This is a genomic window from Roseiconus nitratireducens (assembly GCF_008629675.1).
Lineage (GTDB): Bacteria > Planctomycetota > Planctomycetia > Pirellulales > Pirellulaceae > Stieleria > Stieleria nitratireducens.
Window position 1 is genome coordinate 584,697 of the sequence record NZ_VWOX01000003.1, and the last position, 18,552, is coordinate 603,248.

Consider the following 18,552-nt stretch of genomic DNA (forward strand, 5'->3'; position numbering starts at 1 on the left):
ACAGAACATCGAATCGAGCCCCGCGCGGCGGGCATGTCGCGCACGATCCGGCGGGCACCGAGAATCTTTGCAGACAAGCAGCAAACCAATTTAAGTGAAACCATTGAATCTATCGCAAACGCATGCTGGCAAACATTGTCAGCGTGAGCAATCCTCCCGCGATTGCAAAACTTGCCCGGACGCCATCCTGATATCCCATCGCTGCCACCAGGGCTCCGAACGCTGCCACGGCAATCGCGCCACCGACCTGACGACTCGTGTTCAAAACACCGCTCGCGGTGCCCGAGCGATCGCTTGGGACCGAGTTCAGGAGCGTGGAGGTGGCCGACGGCATTGCCATACCGGCGCCAAAGCCGACCGGGACCATCATCGCAATCAACATCGCAACGGAAGCTGTATCGGCGAACATGCCCAGAGCGAACAGACCGCTGGCCATCGCCGCCTGGCCTGCGACGATTGGCACACGATTCCCAAACCGTTCCGCAACCCGGGCGGCCACAATCGGCATCACAATGGAAAAGGCCGTCACCGGCACAAAAGTGATCCCGGTTTCGAACGGCGTCAGGCCTCGCTGCTGCTGCAAGAACAAGCTGACCAAAAAGACCATGCCGTAGAACCCCGCCATGAAAGTGAATCCGATCACAACCGGAATCGCCGCGGCGGATGACCGAAACATGCCCAAGGGAATCATCGGATTGATCGCGTAGGCCTGGATCAAAAGGAATGCGACCGTCGAAGCGCAAGCGACGGCCAGACACACGATCACTTGAGGACTAGCAACCCCCAGTTCGCCCGCCTCAATCAACCCGAACGTCAAGGACGTCAGCGCGAGGAGCGCAGCGATCTGCCCGGACCAGTCGAACGAATTCGCCATGCGTTGCGACTTCGGCACGGCGCTTAGCAGCCACAGCGCAAACACGCCGACGGGAAGGTTGATCCAGAAGATGAATCGCCAGCTGATCGTCGTGAGCGCTCCGCCGACCAGCGGTCCCGCCGCCGATGCGACGGCCCCACCGACCGCCCAAAGCCCGATCGCGCGAGATTTCTTGACCGGGTCGGGATAAGCTTCGCCGATCAGCGCCAGGGACGCCGGGGTCATCAGAGCGGCACCGGCACCTTGGACGAAACGAGCGGACACCAGCATCCCTAGCGTTCCGGCCCAGCCACAGGCGGCTGAGCTGATCGTGAAAACGACCAGACCAATCCCGAACGCGGTCCGAGCACCGATCCGATCCGAAAGTGTTCCCCCCAATAACAACAACGCAGCGAACGGAAGCGTGTAACCGTCCATGATCCACTGCAGTCCAACCAAGTCTCCGTCCAACGTGTCGCCGATCGCGGGCAACGCGACGCTCACGACAAGTGCGTCAAGCGTGATGATGAAGAACCCGACCAACGCGGCCAGAAGTGAGCGTGAGGGAGACACCGAAGGGCCGCGAAGAACGTCGTCGTCCTCTGTCGGATTGCGCATGAAGAGGACTGGCGCATCGAACGACTCGTTCGGTTCCGACTCGCACGCGTCACTTTCCGTGAACTCATTGACGACGGCAGCCGGCCGGACGGTCGATCCCCGTTGTGAGTGTGCCGTTGGCTCGCGTTGGACCGGAAAGAGATGACTCATCGACAAGGAAGTTTGGATGGGTGGAGTAGCAGCCGTGAGGCGACGACGCTGCCGGAATGCGGAAAACTCAGCTCAACCAACGCTTGACTGGGTGATTGAAAGTTGACGAGATTCTCGCCCAGAAACGTTGTCTCCCAGCTAGCCGACGGTCATCCCGCCGTCGATGGTCAGTGCGTGTCCCACCACGTAACTCGCTCCCGGGCTGCACAGCCAGAGGACCGCGGAGGCAATTTCCTCGGGCTTCCCGGCGCGTCCGATGGGCACGCTTTCGGCGAAGTTGGCATAGGCGTCTTCATCGCCACTGACCACATCCCGTGCGATTTGCGTGTCGATCAAGCCTGGGTTGATCGCGTTCACGCGGATCCCTTTCCGGATGGATTCCAGCGCGGCCGTGCGAGTTAGACCGACCACACCATGTTTCGATGCGATGTACGGCGCGATGCCGGGGTTCCCTGTCAAAGCACCGACAGACGCATTGTTGACAATGGCACCTTCCCCCTGCTTCTCCATCTGCCGGAGTTGGAATTTCATGCAACTCCACACGCCCCGCAAGTTAATTCCAATCACGCGATCCCATTCATCGCGGGACGACTCCGTGATCGGAACGACCTTTGCCATCACGCCGGCATTGTTGAAGGCCGCATCCAGCCGGCCAAATTCGGAAACCGTGCGATCAACCATGGCTGCAATCTGATCGTCGTCGCTCACGTCGCACGCCACGGCCAACGCTTGCTTGCCGCTGGATCTCAGCTTTTCAGCCTCGGCGTTGACGGCATCTTCGCGGAAATCTGCCAAAACGACGGCGGCGCCCGCGTCGGCGAACGCGCGAACGGTTGCCAGCCCCATTCCCGAAGCGGCGCCGGTAACCAGTGCGACCTTGTTCTCAAATGCGGGGTTCATGCAAATCTCTCACTCTTTCGGGTGTGCCGGAAACTGAAATGGGCTCCTGTCTCTGGACCGTTTCGATCTCAGTGTTCCTGCGATAGACGTTTGAAGGTAGGGCATGCTGTGCATGCCGGCGCAGGTTCCCCGTCGGGCAAGGGTAGCAACACCATTGGACTCATAAGAAAACAACCTGCACCCGACCGCTTGGAGGTCGTGCAGCTTTTAATCACCCTCCCTCCGGGAGGGTCGCGGAGGAGCTCGCGACGACGCGGGGAGGGTTGTCCGGCCCGATTGATTTCAGTGGGTTCAAGAACACACCCTCCCCAAAGGCTCGTGCCTCGCCTTTGACCCTCCCGGAGGGAGGGTGAATTTCAGAAAAGCACGCTTTTCCCTGGCTCGGAAAGCTGCACGACCTTGCGGTAGGGTGAAGCGAATAACGCATGACGTCGATCGGCAGAACCGCTACGCTCCGTACTGCTCGTCGGTGACGTGTTCCATCCACTCGACGACCTTTCCGTCTTGAGCTTCCTGGATGGCGATGTGGGTCATTGCGGTCGTCGGCGACGCACCATGCCAATGCTTTTCGCCTGGTGGAAACCAGACGACGTCGCCCGGACGGATCTCCTGGATTTCCCCACCCCAAACCTGAACGCGACCGACTCCCGATGTGACGATCAGTGTTTGACCCAGCGGGTGCGTGTGCCATGCCGTCCGCGCCCCAGGCTCGAACGTCACGCTGGCTCCCGCGGCGCGGGCCGGGTCATGCGGATCGAACAACGGATCGATGCGCGTCTGGCCGGTGAACCAGTCCGCTGGGCCTGAAACCGAAGCTTGGGATCCGTTCTTTCTGATTTCCATGGTTCTCTCCGTTACTTTCGTGTGGGGTTCGTGAGCGTCCACGTGGCAATTCAATGTCAGCGTGAACGCAACAGCAGCGCCCGTCGCCTGCATGAACGGTCTGCGGCCGACGCGAACCTCTTCCAGCCGCGGAAGAATCGCTCGCGGTGGTCCGGGGAACGGTGCGAGTGGGTGCGGCGTTCTCTCCGGGTTCATCGGTGCTGCCTGTGAAGCGAGTTCTTGTTTTGGATGTCTCCCATCGTACGAGACAAGGACAACCACCCGGTAGAACGATCCTCCCGGCTCATTGCCTGATCCTCCACCGCCTTGAATTCCGCAACTTCCTGCCGATCCGGAAGATTGCCCGATCCTACGCAACGTCACAGGGCCAGGGTCGCCCGACACCTGGCCGCTCGATACACTGAAACGACGCCGACGCGGATCAACCTCCGCGGAACTGGCGATTTTTTTGGAGGAAGACGCGTGAATAAGCAAGCACTGCAACAACTTGTCAGCGGCATCCGGCGGCACGCCACCCTGGATGCTTCGGTTGGCACTCCGATTCACGAACTCCACCTGTCGTGCTTCGCAGCGCCCACGGAACTGACTTCCCTGGTGTACGAACCCTGCCTGTGCATCATCGCCCAAGGTTCCAAGGAAGTGCTGCTCGCCGAACAGTCGTTTCGACTTGATCCCGCGCAATTCCTGCTCGTCTCCGTTGACCTGCCGGTTGACGCCCGCGTGCAATCCGCGACGCCCAGCAAACCGTACCTGGGACTAAGAATCTCCCTGGATCCAAAGGTTGTCGGTGAACTGCTAGCCGACGGTGCAAATGTTTCATCAACGGCGGGCTCGGAGCGAGGACTTGCCGTCACCCCCACCGACCCGCAATTGCTCGATGCGGTGCTGCGGCTTGTTAACCTGTTGGACGCCCCGGCCGACATCAAACCGCTGGCTCCGTTGGTCCTTCGCGAAATCACGCACCGAGTGCTGACCGGTCCGCAAGGCTTGCGGCTTCGTCAAATCGCATTGGCTGGTGCACCGGCGTATCGCATCGCCAGTGCGATCCGCTGGTTGAAGGACCACTTCGCCGATCCTTTGAAGATCGAATCCCTCGCGGCGCAAGTGGGGCTGAGCACGTCTTCGTTCCACCAGCACTTCAAGAACGTGACCGCCATGACGCCGCTGCAGTACCAGAAGCGGATGCGGCTGCAGGAGGCCCGCAGTTTGATGATCGGAGAGAAACTGGACGCGGCCGAAGCGGGGTTTCGGGTCGGCTACGAAAGCCCCTCGCAATTCAGCCGAGAATACCGCCGCATGTTCGGCGCGCCGCCTCGGCAGGACGTCGAAGCGGTGTTGTCGTCAGCGACGTCCTAAAGCATCGGATCCGGCCCCCGAGTCCAGCGTCTGGCAGCGGTGGCTACGACGTGTTTTCGCTCTCCGTCGCCACGCTCGCCAGAGCGTGGAGAATGACGAATGCTCGCCACGACCCAATCGAAGCTAACGTGCTCCCCAGATTCACAGTCCACCGTCTGGCGACGGCGGCTACCTTGACCAAGATCGTGCGACCGCCCCGATTCGTTTCCGAGACGCGCGGCCCAGAGAATGTCCCCAACGCCGAAGACTGACGAACGATTGGGCATCGCCCATTTGATGCTACTGACCGCAGGCATTGGTGTCTCATTCGTTGTTGCTAGGGCCATCGAGCACCTGAGATTCAAGGCCGATGCCTACTATTACGACCTTGATGCGGTGCCCGCCGCGGATGGTTTTGGAATGCTGGTCGCGGCGATCTACGGACTTTGCCTCACGCTGCTGGTACTGGCCATCCACTCCGGAGATCTGTGGTCCAGCCCGGGAAAAACTCTGGCGTTGCTGTTTGCCACGATGTGCCTATTCAACTGGGGTCTGGAATTGATCGCGGCATTGGTGGTGAACGGTCGACTGCAGACGCCCATTGATCCGGGAGCCGTTGACCGACGCGGTTACATCCTGGGCATCTGGTATCGCAATTTCGCGGCGGAGGTCGGATACGTCGCCAGCATCCCGGTCCTGCTGTGGGTGATTCGCAAGTCGAAAAGACAAGGATTCACATGGCGTTTGGCCTGGTTGGGCTTCCTGTTGTTTGCTTTTCTGATCGTCGGTTACGTCCACTTCGGAGTTCGCGACTACGTCCATCCGCCGCTAAGCCATTGGTACTTCGAGCTCGCCATCGGAATCCCGATTGTGCTGCTGATCGTTGCCACGGCCAATGCGTTCATTCGACGACGTCCGGTTGATTGGTGGACGGCCCTGACCGTGACGCCGATCGCTTTTGTCTGGTGCCTGGGAATGGCAATGAAGCTTCTGGCATGACCACGCTTTGATGAATGGTCTTTTGTTCACGCCATGACATCTTGTGCACGCCGATCGACTGGTTCGAAGAACGGCATGATCGTCAATGTGTCTCTGTTGCAGGGATCGGGGCACTGATGGAAACACACACGGCCCGCCGTTGGCTTCGACAGGCACGCGTGCTCTTCACAGTGCGGAAGACGATCGAACGCGGATTATTCAAACATCGAAAGCAGCTCGTCGGCATCCGCATCGTTGGCTATCAGCGATCCTTCCAATGCCACATCGACGGCGCGCTCTCGACGATCACGGTCGACATCCGATGCGGAGCCGACAAGTTCCGCAATCGAGTCCTCCGCTCTCGAATCTCCGAATGATTCCAGAGCCATTGCGCGATCGAACGCTTCCAAATGCCCCGGTTCAGATTGCCCGGTCGGTCGGGTTGCCGCTGCGGGTCCCTCCGCTCGTGGAAGAATCGTCGTTGCGTTGCGATCCTGTTCTCCTTCGGCCGCCATTTCGACGGACTGCCTGCCGAGTTGATTGACGACAAACAGCGCGTCGGACGCCGAAATGATCCCGTCGCGATTTACATCTAAGAAGCTCTCCCGACTGGCGGATTCACCTTCACCTCTTCGTGACAGGGCGTTGATGACTTTCAATGCATCGGACGGCGTGGTGACTCCGTTGCCGTCCGTGTCTGTTGCCGACAGAATGTTGGTCGGCGTCGCGGAGGTGATCGATTTCGAACCGCGGTTGGATCGGATCACGAACAACCGATCCATGGTTTGGGGTTCGAAAATAATCGCGTACATCCCACCGGCTTCCACGTCCGCCGAGGTTGTACCGACATCCATGTTGTTGATCTGCTGAAGATCCCCGTTCAAAATGCGAATGGTTTCGCGAAGATCAACGGAGCCGACCGTCTGGACGGTGATCGTCGCATCAACTGCCGCTTGGAAAAGAATCGCGGTCGGTAAGTTGTTACCGGGAATCAGTTGGGGACCAATCAGACGGCTGGGAATCAGAATCTGTGTGTCATCGTCATTTGTCAAATCGTCATCGTTGATCATGCCGGTCAACATGCCGCTGACGATGGTCGCATTGCCCGACGGATTGGACAACGTGATTTCGAATGACTCATCCGCTTCGGTGGAGGTATCGCCACTCACCTGGATCGTCACCTCTTTTGACGATTCCTGATCTGCGAAAGTGATTGTTCCGCTCGGCAAGACGCCGCCGAAATCTTGCGTATCAACTGGGTCGTCGCCGATCCCCTGCACGGTGTAGTCCACCGTTAGCACACCGTCGACATTGCCGGTTCGTGTGACCAGGAAGGTGAACGGCGTGGTCCCGGAATCGCCTTCGCTGACCGAAGTCATCTCCGCCGATATCGACAGCATCGCGGCAGCCTGATTGTCCCCCAACAGGTCGGATTCGAAGGCTCCGATATCCGGGCCGTTACCTTGCGGTCGGACGACGCCGCGCTGGTCGGTTGTCAAGCCGGCCAACACGCCGCTGGACAGGGCAGGACTCCCGTCCAGCAGGGCGATCGTCGGCGTCGGACCTCCATTGTCACTCAGCTCGGCAATTTGAGCTTGCACGTCGACAAGGTCAGAACCCAGGGCTGTGAAACTGGAACCAGCGGAGTCACCGACCAGGTTGGCGCCCTGGCTGATGATGCTGCCCGCAAGGTCCGGCGAATCATCCGCTGTATTCTCCGCGACCAATGTGTTGATGGCGGTCACACTAGCGTCCAATGCGACGGAGATTCCGCCACCGGACGCCGCTTCATTTCTCGCGATCGTCACGCTTTTCAGCGACAGCACCCCGCCTTCAGCACCAATCCCACCGCCATTGCCGGAAGCGGAATTGTCGGCAAGCGTCGAATTTGTCACCAGCGTCGTGCCAGCCCCTTCGTCATTGAACAAGCCCGCTCCGGAGGGAGCTTGATTGGCGCTGATCGTCGAAGAACGAACCTCCAAGAGCCCCGAACCACTGTTCCATAGTCCGCCGCCTTCATTGGCAGCGACGTTGGAGTCCACGACGGTTCGGTCCAGCGTCACGGATCCGTTTCCGGAAATATGAAACGCCCCGCCGTTGCCTGGTGCCGCGGTTTGGGATGGCCCGGCGATGTTGGAGGACAGGTTCGAAAGCAGCACCGTGGTCGTCGACTCTGCGGTCGCCTCGATTCCCCCACCAGCACGATTGGCGACGTTTGCTTCCAATGTCGTCCCGACGATCGAGACGGTGCCGCCAAGGTTCAGAAGTCCGCCCCCAGATCCGCTGGATCCGGTCGCCCTGTTCTCGCGAATCGTCGCGTTGACGACAGAAAGCGTTCCTCCGTTATTGAACAGCGCTCCTCCACCGTCATCGGCCTGCGGACCCGCAGCCGTGTTTCCAGTCAATCTGGTTCCGTTGATCGACATCACTCCGGCGCCATTCCACAGTCCGCCTCCTTCACGTGCGGCTTGATTGTCGACGACGCTTCCATTGATCAGTGAAACATTGCCGGCGCCGCTGACATGAAGTGCGCCTCCGTTTCCGGGAGCCGCGGTTCCCTCAGGACCGGCGACGTTTGCCACCAGATCGACGTTGTTCAGGGAGCTCGTTGATCCGTCCAACGCCTCGATACCTCCTCCGGCACGGTTTGCGACGTTTCCAGACAACGTTGATGACGTCAGAGACAAATCACCCGCATTGGCGATGCCACCGCCACTTCCGGAGGCCCCGGTTGCCAAATTATTGGTGATGCTGGTGGCCACAACGGACATCACACCCAGATTGTGAATGCCGCCCCCGCCATCGGTTGCCTCGTTCCCGGTCGCTTCGTTTCCATCGATCAGTGCGTCGGTGATGGTGACCACACCGGTCGTCGAAGCCTCATTGAAAACACCGGCACCGCGGACAGCGGAATTGTCGGTAATTTCGGTGGCCAGCACCGTCAGTGTACCGGCCGGCGAATTCCAAAGCCCACCGCCCTCGATTGCCGCATTGCCGGAAATGCTCCCTCGAATCACGGACACCAATCCATTTCCACTGATATGCAATCCTCCGCCATTTCCTGGGTTCGCGTTCGTTTCCACCGAATTCCCACCGCTGCCGTTTCCGTCAACTCCCAACGTCACGTCCGTCAGAACTGTTGAACTCTCCGCGGTGACTTCGATTCCGCCGCCCGCCCGGTTCGCTGTGTTGCCGCCAATGACCGTCGAGGTCACGGTCATGTTGCCGCCAAAGTTGAACAGACCGCCACCGGAACCGCTCGTTCCATTGGCAACATTTCCAACGACGGCGGAATCGTGAATCGTGAGCACGCCTTCATTGTTGAACACGCCGCCTCCACCGCTGTCAGCCGCATCTCCCGTGGCGACGTTGTCGGAAATCGTTGTGCCGATCACCGACATGGTTCCGGTTGCAGAATTCCACAGTCCGCCGCCTTCGACCGCAGAGTTGTTTTGCACCACTCCTCCCGAGATGGCCACATCGGAGTCAAAAGTGACGTGCAAGCCGCCTCCGTTGCCCGGGTTGGCACCACTGCCGGCGACGGAATTCCCATCCGCTACCGTCTCTCCGCCAAGAGTCACGTTGTCAAGCGTGAGACTCACCGCCCCGACTTCGATCCCGCCACCGGCTCGATTGGCTTGGTTGCCGCTGATCACGGAATCCTCAATCGTCACGTTGCCTGTGCGGGCCAGGATTGCGCCGCCGCTTCCGGAGAGCCCTAAGGCGGAGTTTCCGATAAAGTTGCTTGCGCTGATGTGAAGGTCTCCATCGGTGCTAAGAATGGCGGCACCACCGTCGCCCATCATTGCGCCCGATGCCTGATTGCCGACGAAGGAACTGCCGGCGATCGTCACCGTCCCCGCTGCCACATTCATCACACCTGCACCGCCACCACGGGGACCATCAGCGACGTTGTTTTCGAACGTCGCGTCCTGAACGATCAACACGCCACCGTTGTTAAACAGTGCTCCGCCGCCGTTATCTTCAGCGGTTCCACTGGCGGTGTTCGTTGAAAAAGAAACGCCGGTCACTTCCATGGTGCCGCCGCCGTTCCACAAGCCGCCGCCCTCTGAAGCAGCCAAGTTCCCGCTGACCGAACCACCGGTCACCGTCGCGTTCCCGGCACCACTGATATGCAGACCGCCTCCATTTCCCGGCGCGGCGGATCCGGATGGCCCGGCGACGTTGTCCTGAACCATGACCTCGTTGAGGATTGTTTCGCTGCCGTCGGTGGCTTCGACACCGCCACCAGCTCGATTGGCAACGTTCCCCCGGACCGTCGTCGATGTGATCGCGAGCGATCCGCCCAAGTTCAGGACTCCGCCACCAGACCCGCTGGCTCCGTCGGCGACATTCTCTAGAATCGAACTGTTGCCGACGACGAGTTCACCACCGTCATTGAAGATTCCGCCGCCACCCTGATCGGCATCGCTGCCAGAGGCAACGTTACCCGAGATGACCGAATCCACGACGACCATCTTTCCGGCACCACTGTTCCACAGGCCACCGCCTTCGGCGTTTGCCGCATTGGATGCGACGGTGGCATCAATGAAGGTCGCACTCCACGGCCCGGAAGTATGAAAAGCACCTCCGTTGATTCCGGTGCTGTTGTCCTCCAGTGCCGTCGATAGGAAAGTTGCCGTCCCCGCGTTCTCCACGCCACCGCCGGCTCGAGCAGCCGAGTTCGCGGAGATCGATCCGCCACTGACGGCCAGAACGCCGCCGTCGTTATTCAAAATCCCTCCGCCGTTGCCCAGTCCAACCGTGGCGGTATTTTCAGTGATTTCGGTGTTCGAGAGGGTCAGCGTCCCGCCAAAGTTTGCGATGCCGCCGCCCCCTTCCCCCGGCTCATCTCCACCGCTGGCATTCGCGGTGATCGTGCTGTCGGCGATTGAAAGTGTTCCGGTTTCGTTGACGACGCCGCCGCCATTTCCTTCGGCGCTGTTGTTTGAAATGGTGGCCCCCGTAACGGTGACACGTCCCCCGGCTGGCGACAGCAAACCCGCCGCCGCCGGTCCCGTGACTCGGTAGCCATCGGGCGTCCCGTCAGCGTCGACATCGATATCAGTGTTGACCCCGTGCAAGACGACTTCGCGCAGGGCGAGTGGAAGCAGGTTGTTGTATTGACGCGCCTGGTCGGGATCGCTCAGGTCGAATGAATACGTCATGTCAAAATCGATCACGCCGCCCGGTGCCGTGGGGAAGCTGTCGATATCGAACTCCGCGAGCGGAGACTGACCTTCCGGTGGAGCGGAAGTCTGCGGATCCGAGAGGTTCAGCAGCACGTTGCCGTACGCAGCCAAGCCTTCGCCCACCGTGATAAAGCCATCCCCATTGACGTCCTCGCTGGCCGTCGGGACTTTCGATGCAACCGCTTCACCGCCCGAGCCGAAGAACGGTCCGGCAATCTTGCCGCTGTCATCAAAATCCGATGCAAAACGCCCATGGATGTGTTGGATGTGTGGTTGGTCCGGGACCAAGCCGGTCGCATCAATGCTGACGGAGATCGTCGGATTCATCGGCGAGGACTGATCCAAGATCACCGAGGCGGTCCCCGACACGCCAGAACCGTTCAGCGGCACCAACGTTGTCGTGAAGACCCTGGACGTCACGTCAGTTCCGCCGTTATTGAAAATGCCTCCGCCGGTTGGCGCTGAATTGCTGTCGATCAAGGTGCCATCAATCTCAAGCGTCCCGGTACTGGAATTCCAAAGTCCGCCGCCTTCGGATCCGGCGCGGTTGCCGGCGACCGAGCCACCGTTGAACGCGACGACGCCGTCGCCACCGATGTGCAGACCGCCGCCGTTTCCGGGGTTGGGATTCTCGGCAACCGAGTTGCCCTCTGTGTCGTCGTTTTCCCCATCGCGGTCGCTACCTAACGTGACGTTTGTCAGCGTCGTGTTGCTTCCGGCGGTGACCTCAATACCACCGCCGGCTCGATTGGCGGTATTGCCGCTTATGGTCGTCGAGCTGATCGCAAGCGAGCCACCCAGATTCAGGATACCTCCGCCCGATCCGCTCAATCCGTCAGCGACATTCCCGATCACCAAACTGTTCTCGATCTCGATCGTGCCGCCATTGTTAAACACACCACCGCCACCATCGTCGGCGGCAGCGCCGCTGGCGGTGTTGTGACTGATCGTCGTTCCGTCGATGACCATCGTCCCGCCACCGTTCCACAGCCCACCACCTTCGCGCGCCGCCGAGTTGCCGCTGACGGTACCGCCGAAAATATTGACCGTGGCATTTCCGGTCACGTGCAAGCCGCCGCCATTACCCGGCGAAGCGGTTGCGGCCGGCGCGACACCCGCGTTGTTGCCATCCAACGCGACGTTTGTCAAAGTGACCAGCTGGTCCGATGCATCCTCAATTCCACCGCCGGCACGGTTCGCGCGATTATTCGTAATCGATGAATCTGACGCCGCGAAGACACCAGCATTCAGCACTGCCCCGCCGCTTCCAGCCACCCCGGCGGCCGCGTTTCCGTCCAGCGTGACCCGATCCAGCGTCAAATCTCCGGAATTGTAGACCGCACCACCATCGCCGACGGAGCTCGGCGATGCACCGCCGGTGTCCGATGCGATGCCACCGGTAATTGTGATCCCGGACAGTTCGACGTCCGCACCCGACATGATGTCGAAAGCTCGGTCACCCAGAGCCGAGGCGTCAATGACCGACGTGCCGTCGCCCGCGATCGAGACGATGTTGCCTTCGGCAATGTCAAGGTCGCCGGTGGCCGCTGCGTTTTCGTCCGAGCCGGACAGCGTCAGCGTGAGCGTCCCCGCAGGCAGTGTGATCGAATCGGCTTCTCCATTAGCATTGGATTCAATGATTGCTTCACGCAGACTGGTGACGCCATCGGAAGCATCGATCGTATCGAGCAGTGTATTGACGGTAATTGCTGCTAACAGGTTCCGCCTCTCAAGCCCCTCCACCGATGGTCGACGCAGCGCAGAACGTCGCGTTCGACTTCTCTTAATTTCTCGCCTCTTGGCACGGGTAGTCGCCGGAATCATCTTAAAGGGCATGTCACATTCTGGTTTGTGGGAAGGACAACCGATGCCACCGCCGTTTCGACCCGATGGATCGAATGGAGACTGAGCGAAAATGAACGCATCGGCGGTGTTGCGATTGGGGATCCTTTCACCTACGGGTGACAAGAATCGCTGTGACAGGGTTGTTTCCAAAATCCCGCAAAAAGGCTCCAGCACGCAGCTCAGGCTTCGCAACGCCCGACCGCGGGGCCGTCTGCGTGTTCATTAGCTGGCTCAATCCCACCGACGACGCTGGCCCCAATTCACGCCATCAAAAGCGTCGCAATCGCCCTGAAGGAACGGCGCAAGATTTGCCCCACCACCCCTGCTTTTGAAATCGCGTTTGAAATCAGCTTGGTCGTCTGGATCCGGTCAAAGTGACTCGCCGTGACGGTTTTGCGCAGCTGACCTAGGGTTCAACTAGAATCGGGACGCCTCGCTGAATCCAACACGCGAGCTCTTACGATTGCCGATCGCTTACGATTGCAGAGTGCGGTTTTCAATCGCTGTTGCAGCACGTCTACCGCCCCTGTCGTTGGCCAGCGCGTTGGAGAGCCGTCGAAATTGAATTCAGAACACTCGGTTGACGACCGCGACGCGGACGGCCAGCCGCCCGATGATTCCTGCGACTTGATCGCAGCTCCAAGTTGGTACGGCGAAGAGATACACCCATCATCGATTGGTCGATTTCGAGACTGCCTGGATGATGGCTGGTCAGAACATCTGATTGGCAACCGGCTGGGTCAATTTGAATTGGCTGAAAAGATCGGCGAAGGGGCAATGGGCGTCGTCTTTCGAGGAACGGGTCCGTCGCGTACCGAAGTCGCGGTCAAGGTGCTCCGCCCTGAATTGGCGAGTCGACCGAATGTTGTTGAACGATTCCGAAAGGAAGCAAAGCTACTCGCGAAACTCGATAGCCCGGCGATCACGCGAATCGTGGAAATCGGCGAGGATCGGGGGCTTCGGTACATCGTGATGGAGCTCGTCCGGGGAATTTCCCTGCGAGAGCACATTCGGCGACACGGACCATTGGACGAGCGGATTGCCCTACAAATCGTTCGGGAAATCGCAGCCAACCTTGATGTGTTGCATCAAAGCGAGATCATCCATCGTGATATCAAGCCATCAAACATTCTGATTGATGCGGATTCGATTCAAAACCTCGATGCGACGGCTGATGCAAGATGGACCGGGCAGTTTCCTGAGGGTGCGATCAAGATCTCCGATTTCGGATTGGCTCGGTTTGTGACTCAGTCCGAATCGATGGACGTGACCCGAGCGGACGCAGTGATCGGAACCCTGCAGTACATGGCCCCCGAGCAACTGTTGCGAGATTCTGAGATTTCAACCGCCGCAGACGTCTACTCGGTCGGAGCGACGCTTTTCGAAATGCTTTCCGGCCGGCCCCCGATGGAAAACGGCAGCCTGTTCAACCTCGCCGACCAGCATCTGAATTCAAGGCCGCCGCGGTTGACAGCGATGTCGGTTCCCGTCAGTGAACCTGTGTCCGATCTTGTTGCCAGAGCCTTGGAGAAAAGCCCGGCACATCGATTCCCCGATGCCGCAGCTTTTCTGGCTGAAGTCGATGCCATCATCAATGGCCAACCCACGCGGCTCGATTCGTACCAGGGACCTCAGAAGACACAGCGCGGCAAGACCATTGTTTATGAAATAGCATGCGAACTGGAAGCATCGCCACAGGCGCTTTGGCCGCATGTCTCCAATACGGAGCGGATCAATCGCGCCATCGACCTTCCGCCGGTCGAATACACCATCGAAGATCAGCGAAACTCGGCGATCCGTAAGATTGGAACGGTTCGGATCTTGAACGTTGGTTTCCAATGGTTGGAGTACCCTTTCGAATGGGTCGAAACGAAGCGATTTTCGATCCTTCGGCAGTTCATCCGGGGACCGCTCAAGTGGATGACCAGCACCGTTGAACTTCATCCGAACGGCGGTGGAACGAGGCTTGTCCACCGAATCGAAGTGCTGCCCTCAGGCGTGTTCGGTCGTTTGCTGGCGAACTATCAAATTGGCCTGCAGTCAGCGAGAAAGTTCAAAAAAGTTTACCATCGCATCGATGCTATCCTGAGCAAAGGTCGCGCGTCGACTTCGCCGAACCGGACGGAAGGGCAAGGTGCCGGCCAGGACCCGTTTGAGTCGAGTCGCACGCTCTCGAGCAAGAAGACAGGGCAAGTCGATTCGATCATCGGTCGCCTCGCCGATCGCAATCTGGATCGGTCGGTGTTGATGGAACTGTCCAGACTGATTCGACATGCACCGCCGCAGGTAGTCGGACGAATCCGGCCGATCGAACTTGCTCGCCGGCTGGGGTTTCCGCGACATGCGGTGATCGAAGCCTGTTTGCACGCAACGGATGCGGGCTTGCTGCAGCACCAATGGGACATCTATTGCCCCTCCTGCAAAGTCCCAACGACGCACGTGCGCGAATTGAGCGAAGTTGCAGATCACGGGCGATGTCAAGTCTGTGACCTTGAATTTCGAAACGATCTCGCTCACCAAGTCGAGATCGTCTTTACCGCTCACCCTAAGATCCGGTCCTCAGACACTCGCGTGTACTGCATCGGCGGACCTTGGCATTTGCCCAATGTGGTCGCGCAGTGTTTGCTCGATCCGAAGTCGACGCGACAGTTGTTGCTGCCACTCGCAGAAGGCAAATACCGGATCCGCAGCCCCCAGCTATCCATTTCTGTTTCCTTGGTCGTCGACCGGCAAGCACGTCAAGAGATGACGGAAATCGAATTCAGTGAATCATCCCAGATCGCCGAACTCCCGCCGTTGCGTGATCAATTCCAGTCAATGACGATCAAGAATGACTTTCACCGAGATGTCCTCGTCCGAATTGAACGCGCCGATTACCAAACCGACATTCTTTCGGCAACCGATGTCGCATCGTTTTCAACCTTCCGGCGGCTGTTCCCCAATGAATTGCCGCCGGTGGACCATCCGATATCGATTCCCGAGGTGACATTCCTGGTCAGTTCCCACACCGATCATGAGCAGGGCGACACCACGCAGGAGCAGCAGTACACGAAGTTGCGAGAACGATTGCAAGTTGTCCAAAGTTTGGTGGCGTCATTCAACGGATGTTGTGTCAAGTCCGTCGCGGAAACGACGATTTCGGCATTCCATGATCCTGGCGATGCATTGAATGCTGCGAAGCAATTAGCACGCAGATCCGAAACGTGCTTTCGGTCCCGGTGCGCACTGCATTCCGGCCCAGCCGTGATGATGACCGTGACCGATCGCATTGAGTATTTCGGCAAGACATTTGTCGATTCGATCGAGCTTGCTCAGCTTGCCAACGAAGGTGAAATCTTGATGTCGCAAGAGACTTATGATCGTTGGATCGCAAAGCAGCACCCCGACGTCCCTCTGCCGGCCACAGACCGACGTGTGGTTCCGCTAAATCGCAGCGGTCGGCAACAGAAGATCGTTGTGTTGCGCGGTTGAGCTTGCAGATCTTTCGGCCGACGCCCCTCGTCAAGAGCTTAGGTATTTTTTTAAGCCGAGCTCACGGAGTTCCCGATCAACCTCCTCGGCGGAATCCGACAGCAGCGACTTTTCGACCTCCGTTCGCATCAACTCGCCGAAACGATCTCTCGCCCGTTTCAGCGTTTGCCGCAGCCAGGCCGCGGTAACTTCTCGATTCAGTCGTTCTCCCGTCAATGTTGCGAGTTGACTGGAATCGAGACGGGGGTGCTGCGCGCGAAGCTTGAGAACGAGTGAATAACAGCTTCCGTTGTTTGCATCCGCCGCATCCATCGCCAACCAGGTGCGGCTCAACACCTCACGGCGCCACTCTTGATCGAACGTGTCATCGATTGGGGGTGAATACGATGGCTCCCGCCCCTGAAGCAACTCGACCGCACACGTTCGGGGCCGCGTTTGTTGCCGACGAAAGTGGTCGTTGACAAGATTCGTTAGCGACCGTTTGAGGTAGTCACGGAATCGCCCGCGGTCGGGGCTGGCCCTTCGAAAATCCCCTCGAACGAATTTGAAAGCGAACTCTTGGGCAAGGTCGTCGGCGATATCAGGGTCGCGACAGACCGCCAACAGATAGCGATAGGCAGGCCCCGCGTAGCGCAGCAGCAAATCTCGATGACCCTTGGATGGTCCCCCGACATCGTCGGAGACGGATTCAAAGATCGCTGACCAATGCGTTTGAATCTGGCTCAGCCGGCTCGCTTCGACTTCGGGAGGATCGGGCTTCATCGTTCCGGAATGACACGTTGTGAATGCGGACTTGCCGAGAGGTCACCGCCCAGGCTATCTGAGCGACATCGTAATTCGTCACCAGCGCCGCTACTTCATTTCGACGGTCGACCATCCATTTGAATCGAAAGGTCGTCGGCCTGCGGGTCCTGTTCTGATTCCCGCCCACCGTCGTCTCTCCGGTTCTCCCCGACGCCGTACAGCAGGTAGCCTCCGTTGTGGGGACGATAGATCGGCGGTTGCCCGGAGTAGACACCTTGCGGAAGCTGCGCGGAGTACTTGGGGACGAGTTCGCCGAGTCGTTTCGGGTAAACACCATGTTCCGCATGGAAGGCGGCGAGCGTTCACGCGGCCTCCACGTTCAAGAATCGCTGCCTGGCACGAGGGGGCCTCTCGGATGTTGGGCGGGGCGTGTTGTCCGGAGCCCGTCGAATCCGCCGGCAAAAAACCTTGACATTCGAACGGCACCTTCGTACTTTGTATCGCAAAGTCAGTCGCCCGAGTTTTCACTCATCCGGGACACCCGTGGAACTTCGCGAAGCACTTCAGCAGATCTCCGACATTCGGCAGCAGATGGCACGCAGCGAAGTGTTCCGCGGCTATCGCTCGCTGACGGTCGGATTCTCCGGAGTGCTGGGGTTGCTGGCTGCCGGTCTGCAGCCCCTGTGGGTGCCGTCGCCGGCGAGCGACTTGGAGCGTTATCTGGCTCTTTGGTCAATCGTTGCTTGCCTCAGCGTTTTGATTGCGGGGACGGAGTTGTATCTGAGAGCAAAAGACAACGAATCGGCGCTTGCACGCGGGATGACACGGCTGGCGGTGGAGCAGTTCTTGCCCTGCCTGGTCGTTGGAGCCTTGCTGACGGTTTGCATCTATCGCAATGCACCCAGCGTCGCGTGGATGTTACCCGGGCTCTGGTCTCTGGTTTTCGGATTGGGAATCTTCGCCTCTTGGCGATTGTTACCACCGCCGGTCGTTTGGGCGGGTCTGTACTACGTCGCCTGCGGCTGCGGTTGCTTGAGATGGGGGCAGGGGGAGTACGCCTTTTCACCTTGGCAGATGGCCTTGGCTTTCGGCGGAGGACAATTGCTGTGCGCGGCAATCCTGTACTGGACGTTGGAGCGAAAACATGCCTCGTAGAACGAAGCGAAACGAACCCTCCGGCGATTCACCGTCATCGGGGCGTGCTGGTCGATTTTCCTATCAGGGGCTGGAGCGGGTGATGCATGAAAAAGCACGCCTGGGGATCCTGGCTTCTTTGGCGGCCAATGTCGACGGCGTGTTGTTCAACGACTTGAAGCAACTGTGCTCGCTGACCGATGGCAACCTCAGCAGGCACCTGGGCGTGCTGAGCGAAGCGGGCCTGGTTGAGATCTGGAAGGGCAGTAGCGGGTCGCGGCCGCAGACGATGTATCGCTTGACCGATACCGGCCGCGAACGATTTGCCGAATACATCGACGTCTTGGAAAAGGTCGTCGCTGATGCGCGGCTGCAATCGCAAACCGACGCCGAATTGGATCGTTCGGGGCTGCCGGGCCGATGGTCACCTGGCTGACCCCTTCCCTTTTTTTGCACCTTCACTTTGCGTTACAAAGCTTATCGGCCTAA

10 protein-coding genes are annotated in these 18,552 nt (G+C 59.2%); 5 read left to right on the plus strand and 5 right to left on the minus strand.

What is annotated here, in order from left to right; translation table 11 throughout:
• Nucleotides 1-109: 109 nt before the first annotated feature.
• The 3 genes from FYK55_RS07550 to FYK55_RS07560 all read right to left on the minus strand — a co-directional run bounded on the left by FYK55_RS07550 (nt 110) and on the right by FYK55_RS07560 (nt 3,364).
• Nucleotides 110-1,621, minus strand: a complete 1,512-nt coding sequence (locus FYK55_RS07550; protein ID WP_201743648.1) for an MFS transporter — start codon at nt 1,619-1,621, stop codon at nt 110-112.
• Nucleotides 1,622-1,759: 138 nt separating this feature from the next.
• Complete coding sequence (locus tag FYK55_RS07555) at nt 1,760-2,521, minus strand: glucose 1-dehydrogenase (protein WP_150075759.1); 762 nt, start codon at nt 2,519-2,521, stop codon at nt 1,760-1,762.
• Nucleotides 2,522-2,968: 447 nt separating this feature from the next.
• A complete protein-coding gene (locus FYK55_RS07560) occupies nt 2,969-3,364 on the minus strand; it encodes a (R)-mandelonitrile lyase (protein ID WP_150075760.1) in 396 nt (131 codons plus the stop codon).
• Nucleotides 3,365-3,826: 462 nt separating this feature from the next.
• Between FYK55_RS07560 and FYK55_RS07565 the strand changes: the two genes are divergently transcribed.
• Nucleotides 3,827-4,720 carry an AraC family transcriptional regulator gene (locus FYK55_RS07565; RefSeq protein ID WP_150075761.1) on the plus strand — a complete coding sequence of 298 codons (894 nt, stop codon included), beginning with the start codon at nt 3,827-3,829 and terminating at the stop codon, nt 4,718-4,720.
• Nucleotides 4,721-4,996: 276 nt separating this feature from the next.
• Nucleotides 4,997-5,698 (plus strand): hypothetical protein, encoded by a 702-nt coding sequence (locus FYK55_RS07570; protein WP_235908495.1) that lies wholly within the window; start codon nt 4,997-4,999, stop codon nt 5,696-5,698.
• Nucleotides 5,699-5,892: 194 nt separating this feature from the next.
• Here FYK55_RS07570 and FYK55_RS07575 read toward each other — a convergent pair whose 3' ends face one another.
• Nucleotides 5,893-12,612 carry a choice-of-anchor Q domain-containing protein gene (locus FYK55_RS07575; RefSeq protein WP_161604366.1) on the minus strand — a complete coding sequence of 2,240 codons (6,720 nt, stop codon included), beginning with the start codon at nt 12,610-12,612 and terminating at the stop codon, nt 5,893-5,895.
• A 663-nt stretch (nt 12,613-13,275) separates the two neighbouring features.
• Between FYK55_RS07575 and FYK55_RS07580 the strand changes: the two genes are divergently transcribed.
• On the plus strand, nt 13,276-16,185 hold the full coding sequence (locus tag FYK55_RS07580) for a protein kinase domain-containing protein (RefSeq protein WP_150075764.1): 2,910 nt from the start codon (nt 13,276-13,278) through the stop codon (nt 16,183-16,185).
• A 30-nt stretch (nt 16,186-16,215) separates the two neighbouring features.
• Here the strand turns inward: FYK55_RS07580 and FYK55_RS07585 are convergent, their stop codons facing one another.
• Nucleotides 16,216-16,947, minus strand: a complete 732-nt coding sequence (locus tag FYK55_RS07585) for an RNA polymerase sigma factor (protein ID WP_150075765.1) — start codon at nt 16,945-16,947, stop codon at nt 16,216-16,218.
• A 525-nt stretch (nt 16,948-17,472) separates the two neighbouring features.
• Here FYK55_RS07585 and FYK55_RS07590 point away from each other — a divergent pair.
• Together FYK55_RS07590 and FYK55_RS07595 are read left to right on the plus strand one after the other, a co-directional pair.
• Nucleotides 17,473-18,084, plus strand: a complete 612-nt coding sequence (locus FYK55_RS07590) for a hypothetical protein (RefSeq protein ID WP_150075766.1) — start codon at nt 17,473-17,475, stop codon at nt 18,082-18,084.
• Complete coding sequence (locus tag FYK55_RS07595) at nt 18,074-18,499, plus strand: winged helix-turn-helix domain-containing protein (RefSeq protein WP_150075767.1); 426 nt, start codon at nt 18,074-18,076, stop codon at nt 18,497-18,499. Before FYK55_RS07590 ends, FYK55_RS07595 begins: the two co-directional genes overlap by 11 nt.
• Nucleotides 18,500-18,552 lie beyond the last annotated feature (53 nt).

What these genes read in the sequence shown, in the direction of transcription:
- FYK55_RS07550 (WP_201743648.1), bottom strand. Translation starts at nt 1,621, where the DNA reads ATGAGTCATCTCTTTCCGGTCCAACGCGAGCCAACGGCACACTCACAA.
- FYK55_RS07555 (WP_150075759.1), bottom strand. Translation starts at nt 2,521, where the DNA reads ATGAACCCCGCATTTGAGAACAAGGTCGCACTGGTTACCGGCGCCGCT.
- FYK55_RS07560 (WP_150075760.1), bottom strand. Translation starts at nt 3,364, where the DNA reads ATGGAAATCAGAAAGAACGGATCCCAAGCTTCGGTTTCAGGCCCAGCG.
- FYK55_RS07570 (WP_235908495.1), top strand. Translation starts at nt 4,997, where the DNA reads ATGCTACTGACCGCAGGCATTGGTGTCTCATTCGTTGTTGCTAGGGCC.
- FYK55_RS07585 (WP_150075765.1), bottom strand. Translation starts at nt 16,947, where the DNA reads ATGAAGCCCGATCCTCCCGAAGTCGAAGCGAGCCGGCTGAGCCAGATT.
- FYK55_RS07595 (WP_150075767.1), top strand. Translation starts at nt 18,074, where the DNA reads ATGCCTCGTAGAACGAAGCGAAACGAACCCTCCGGCGATTCACCGTCA.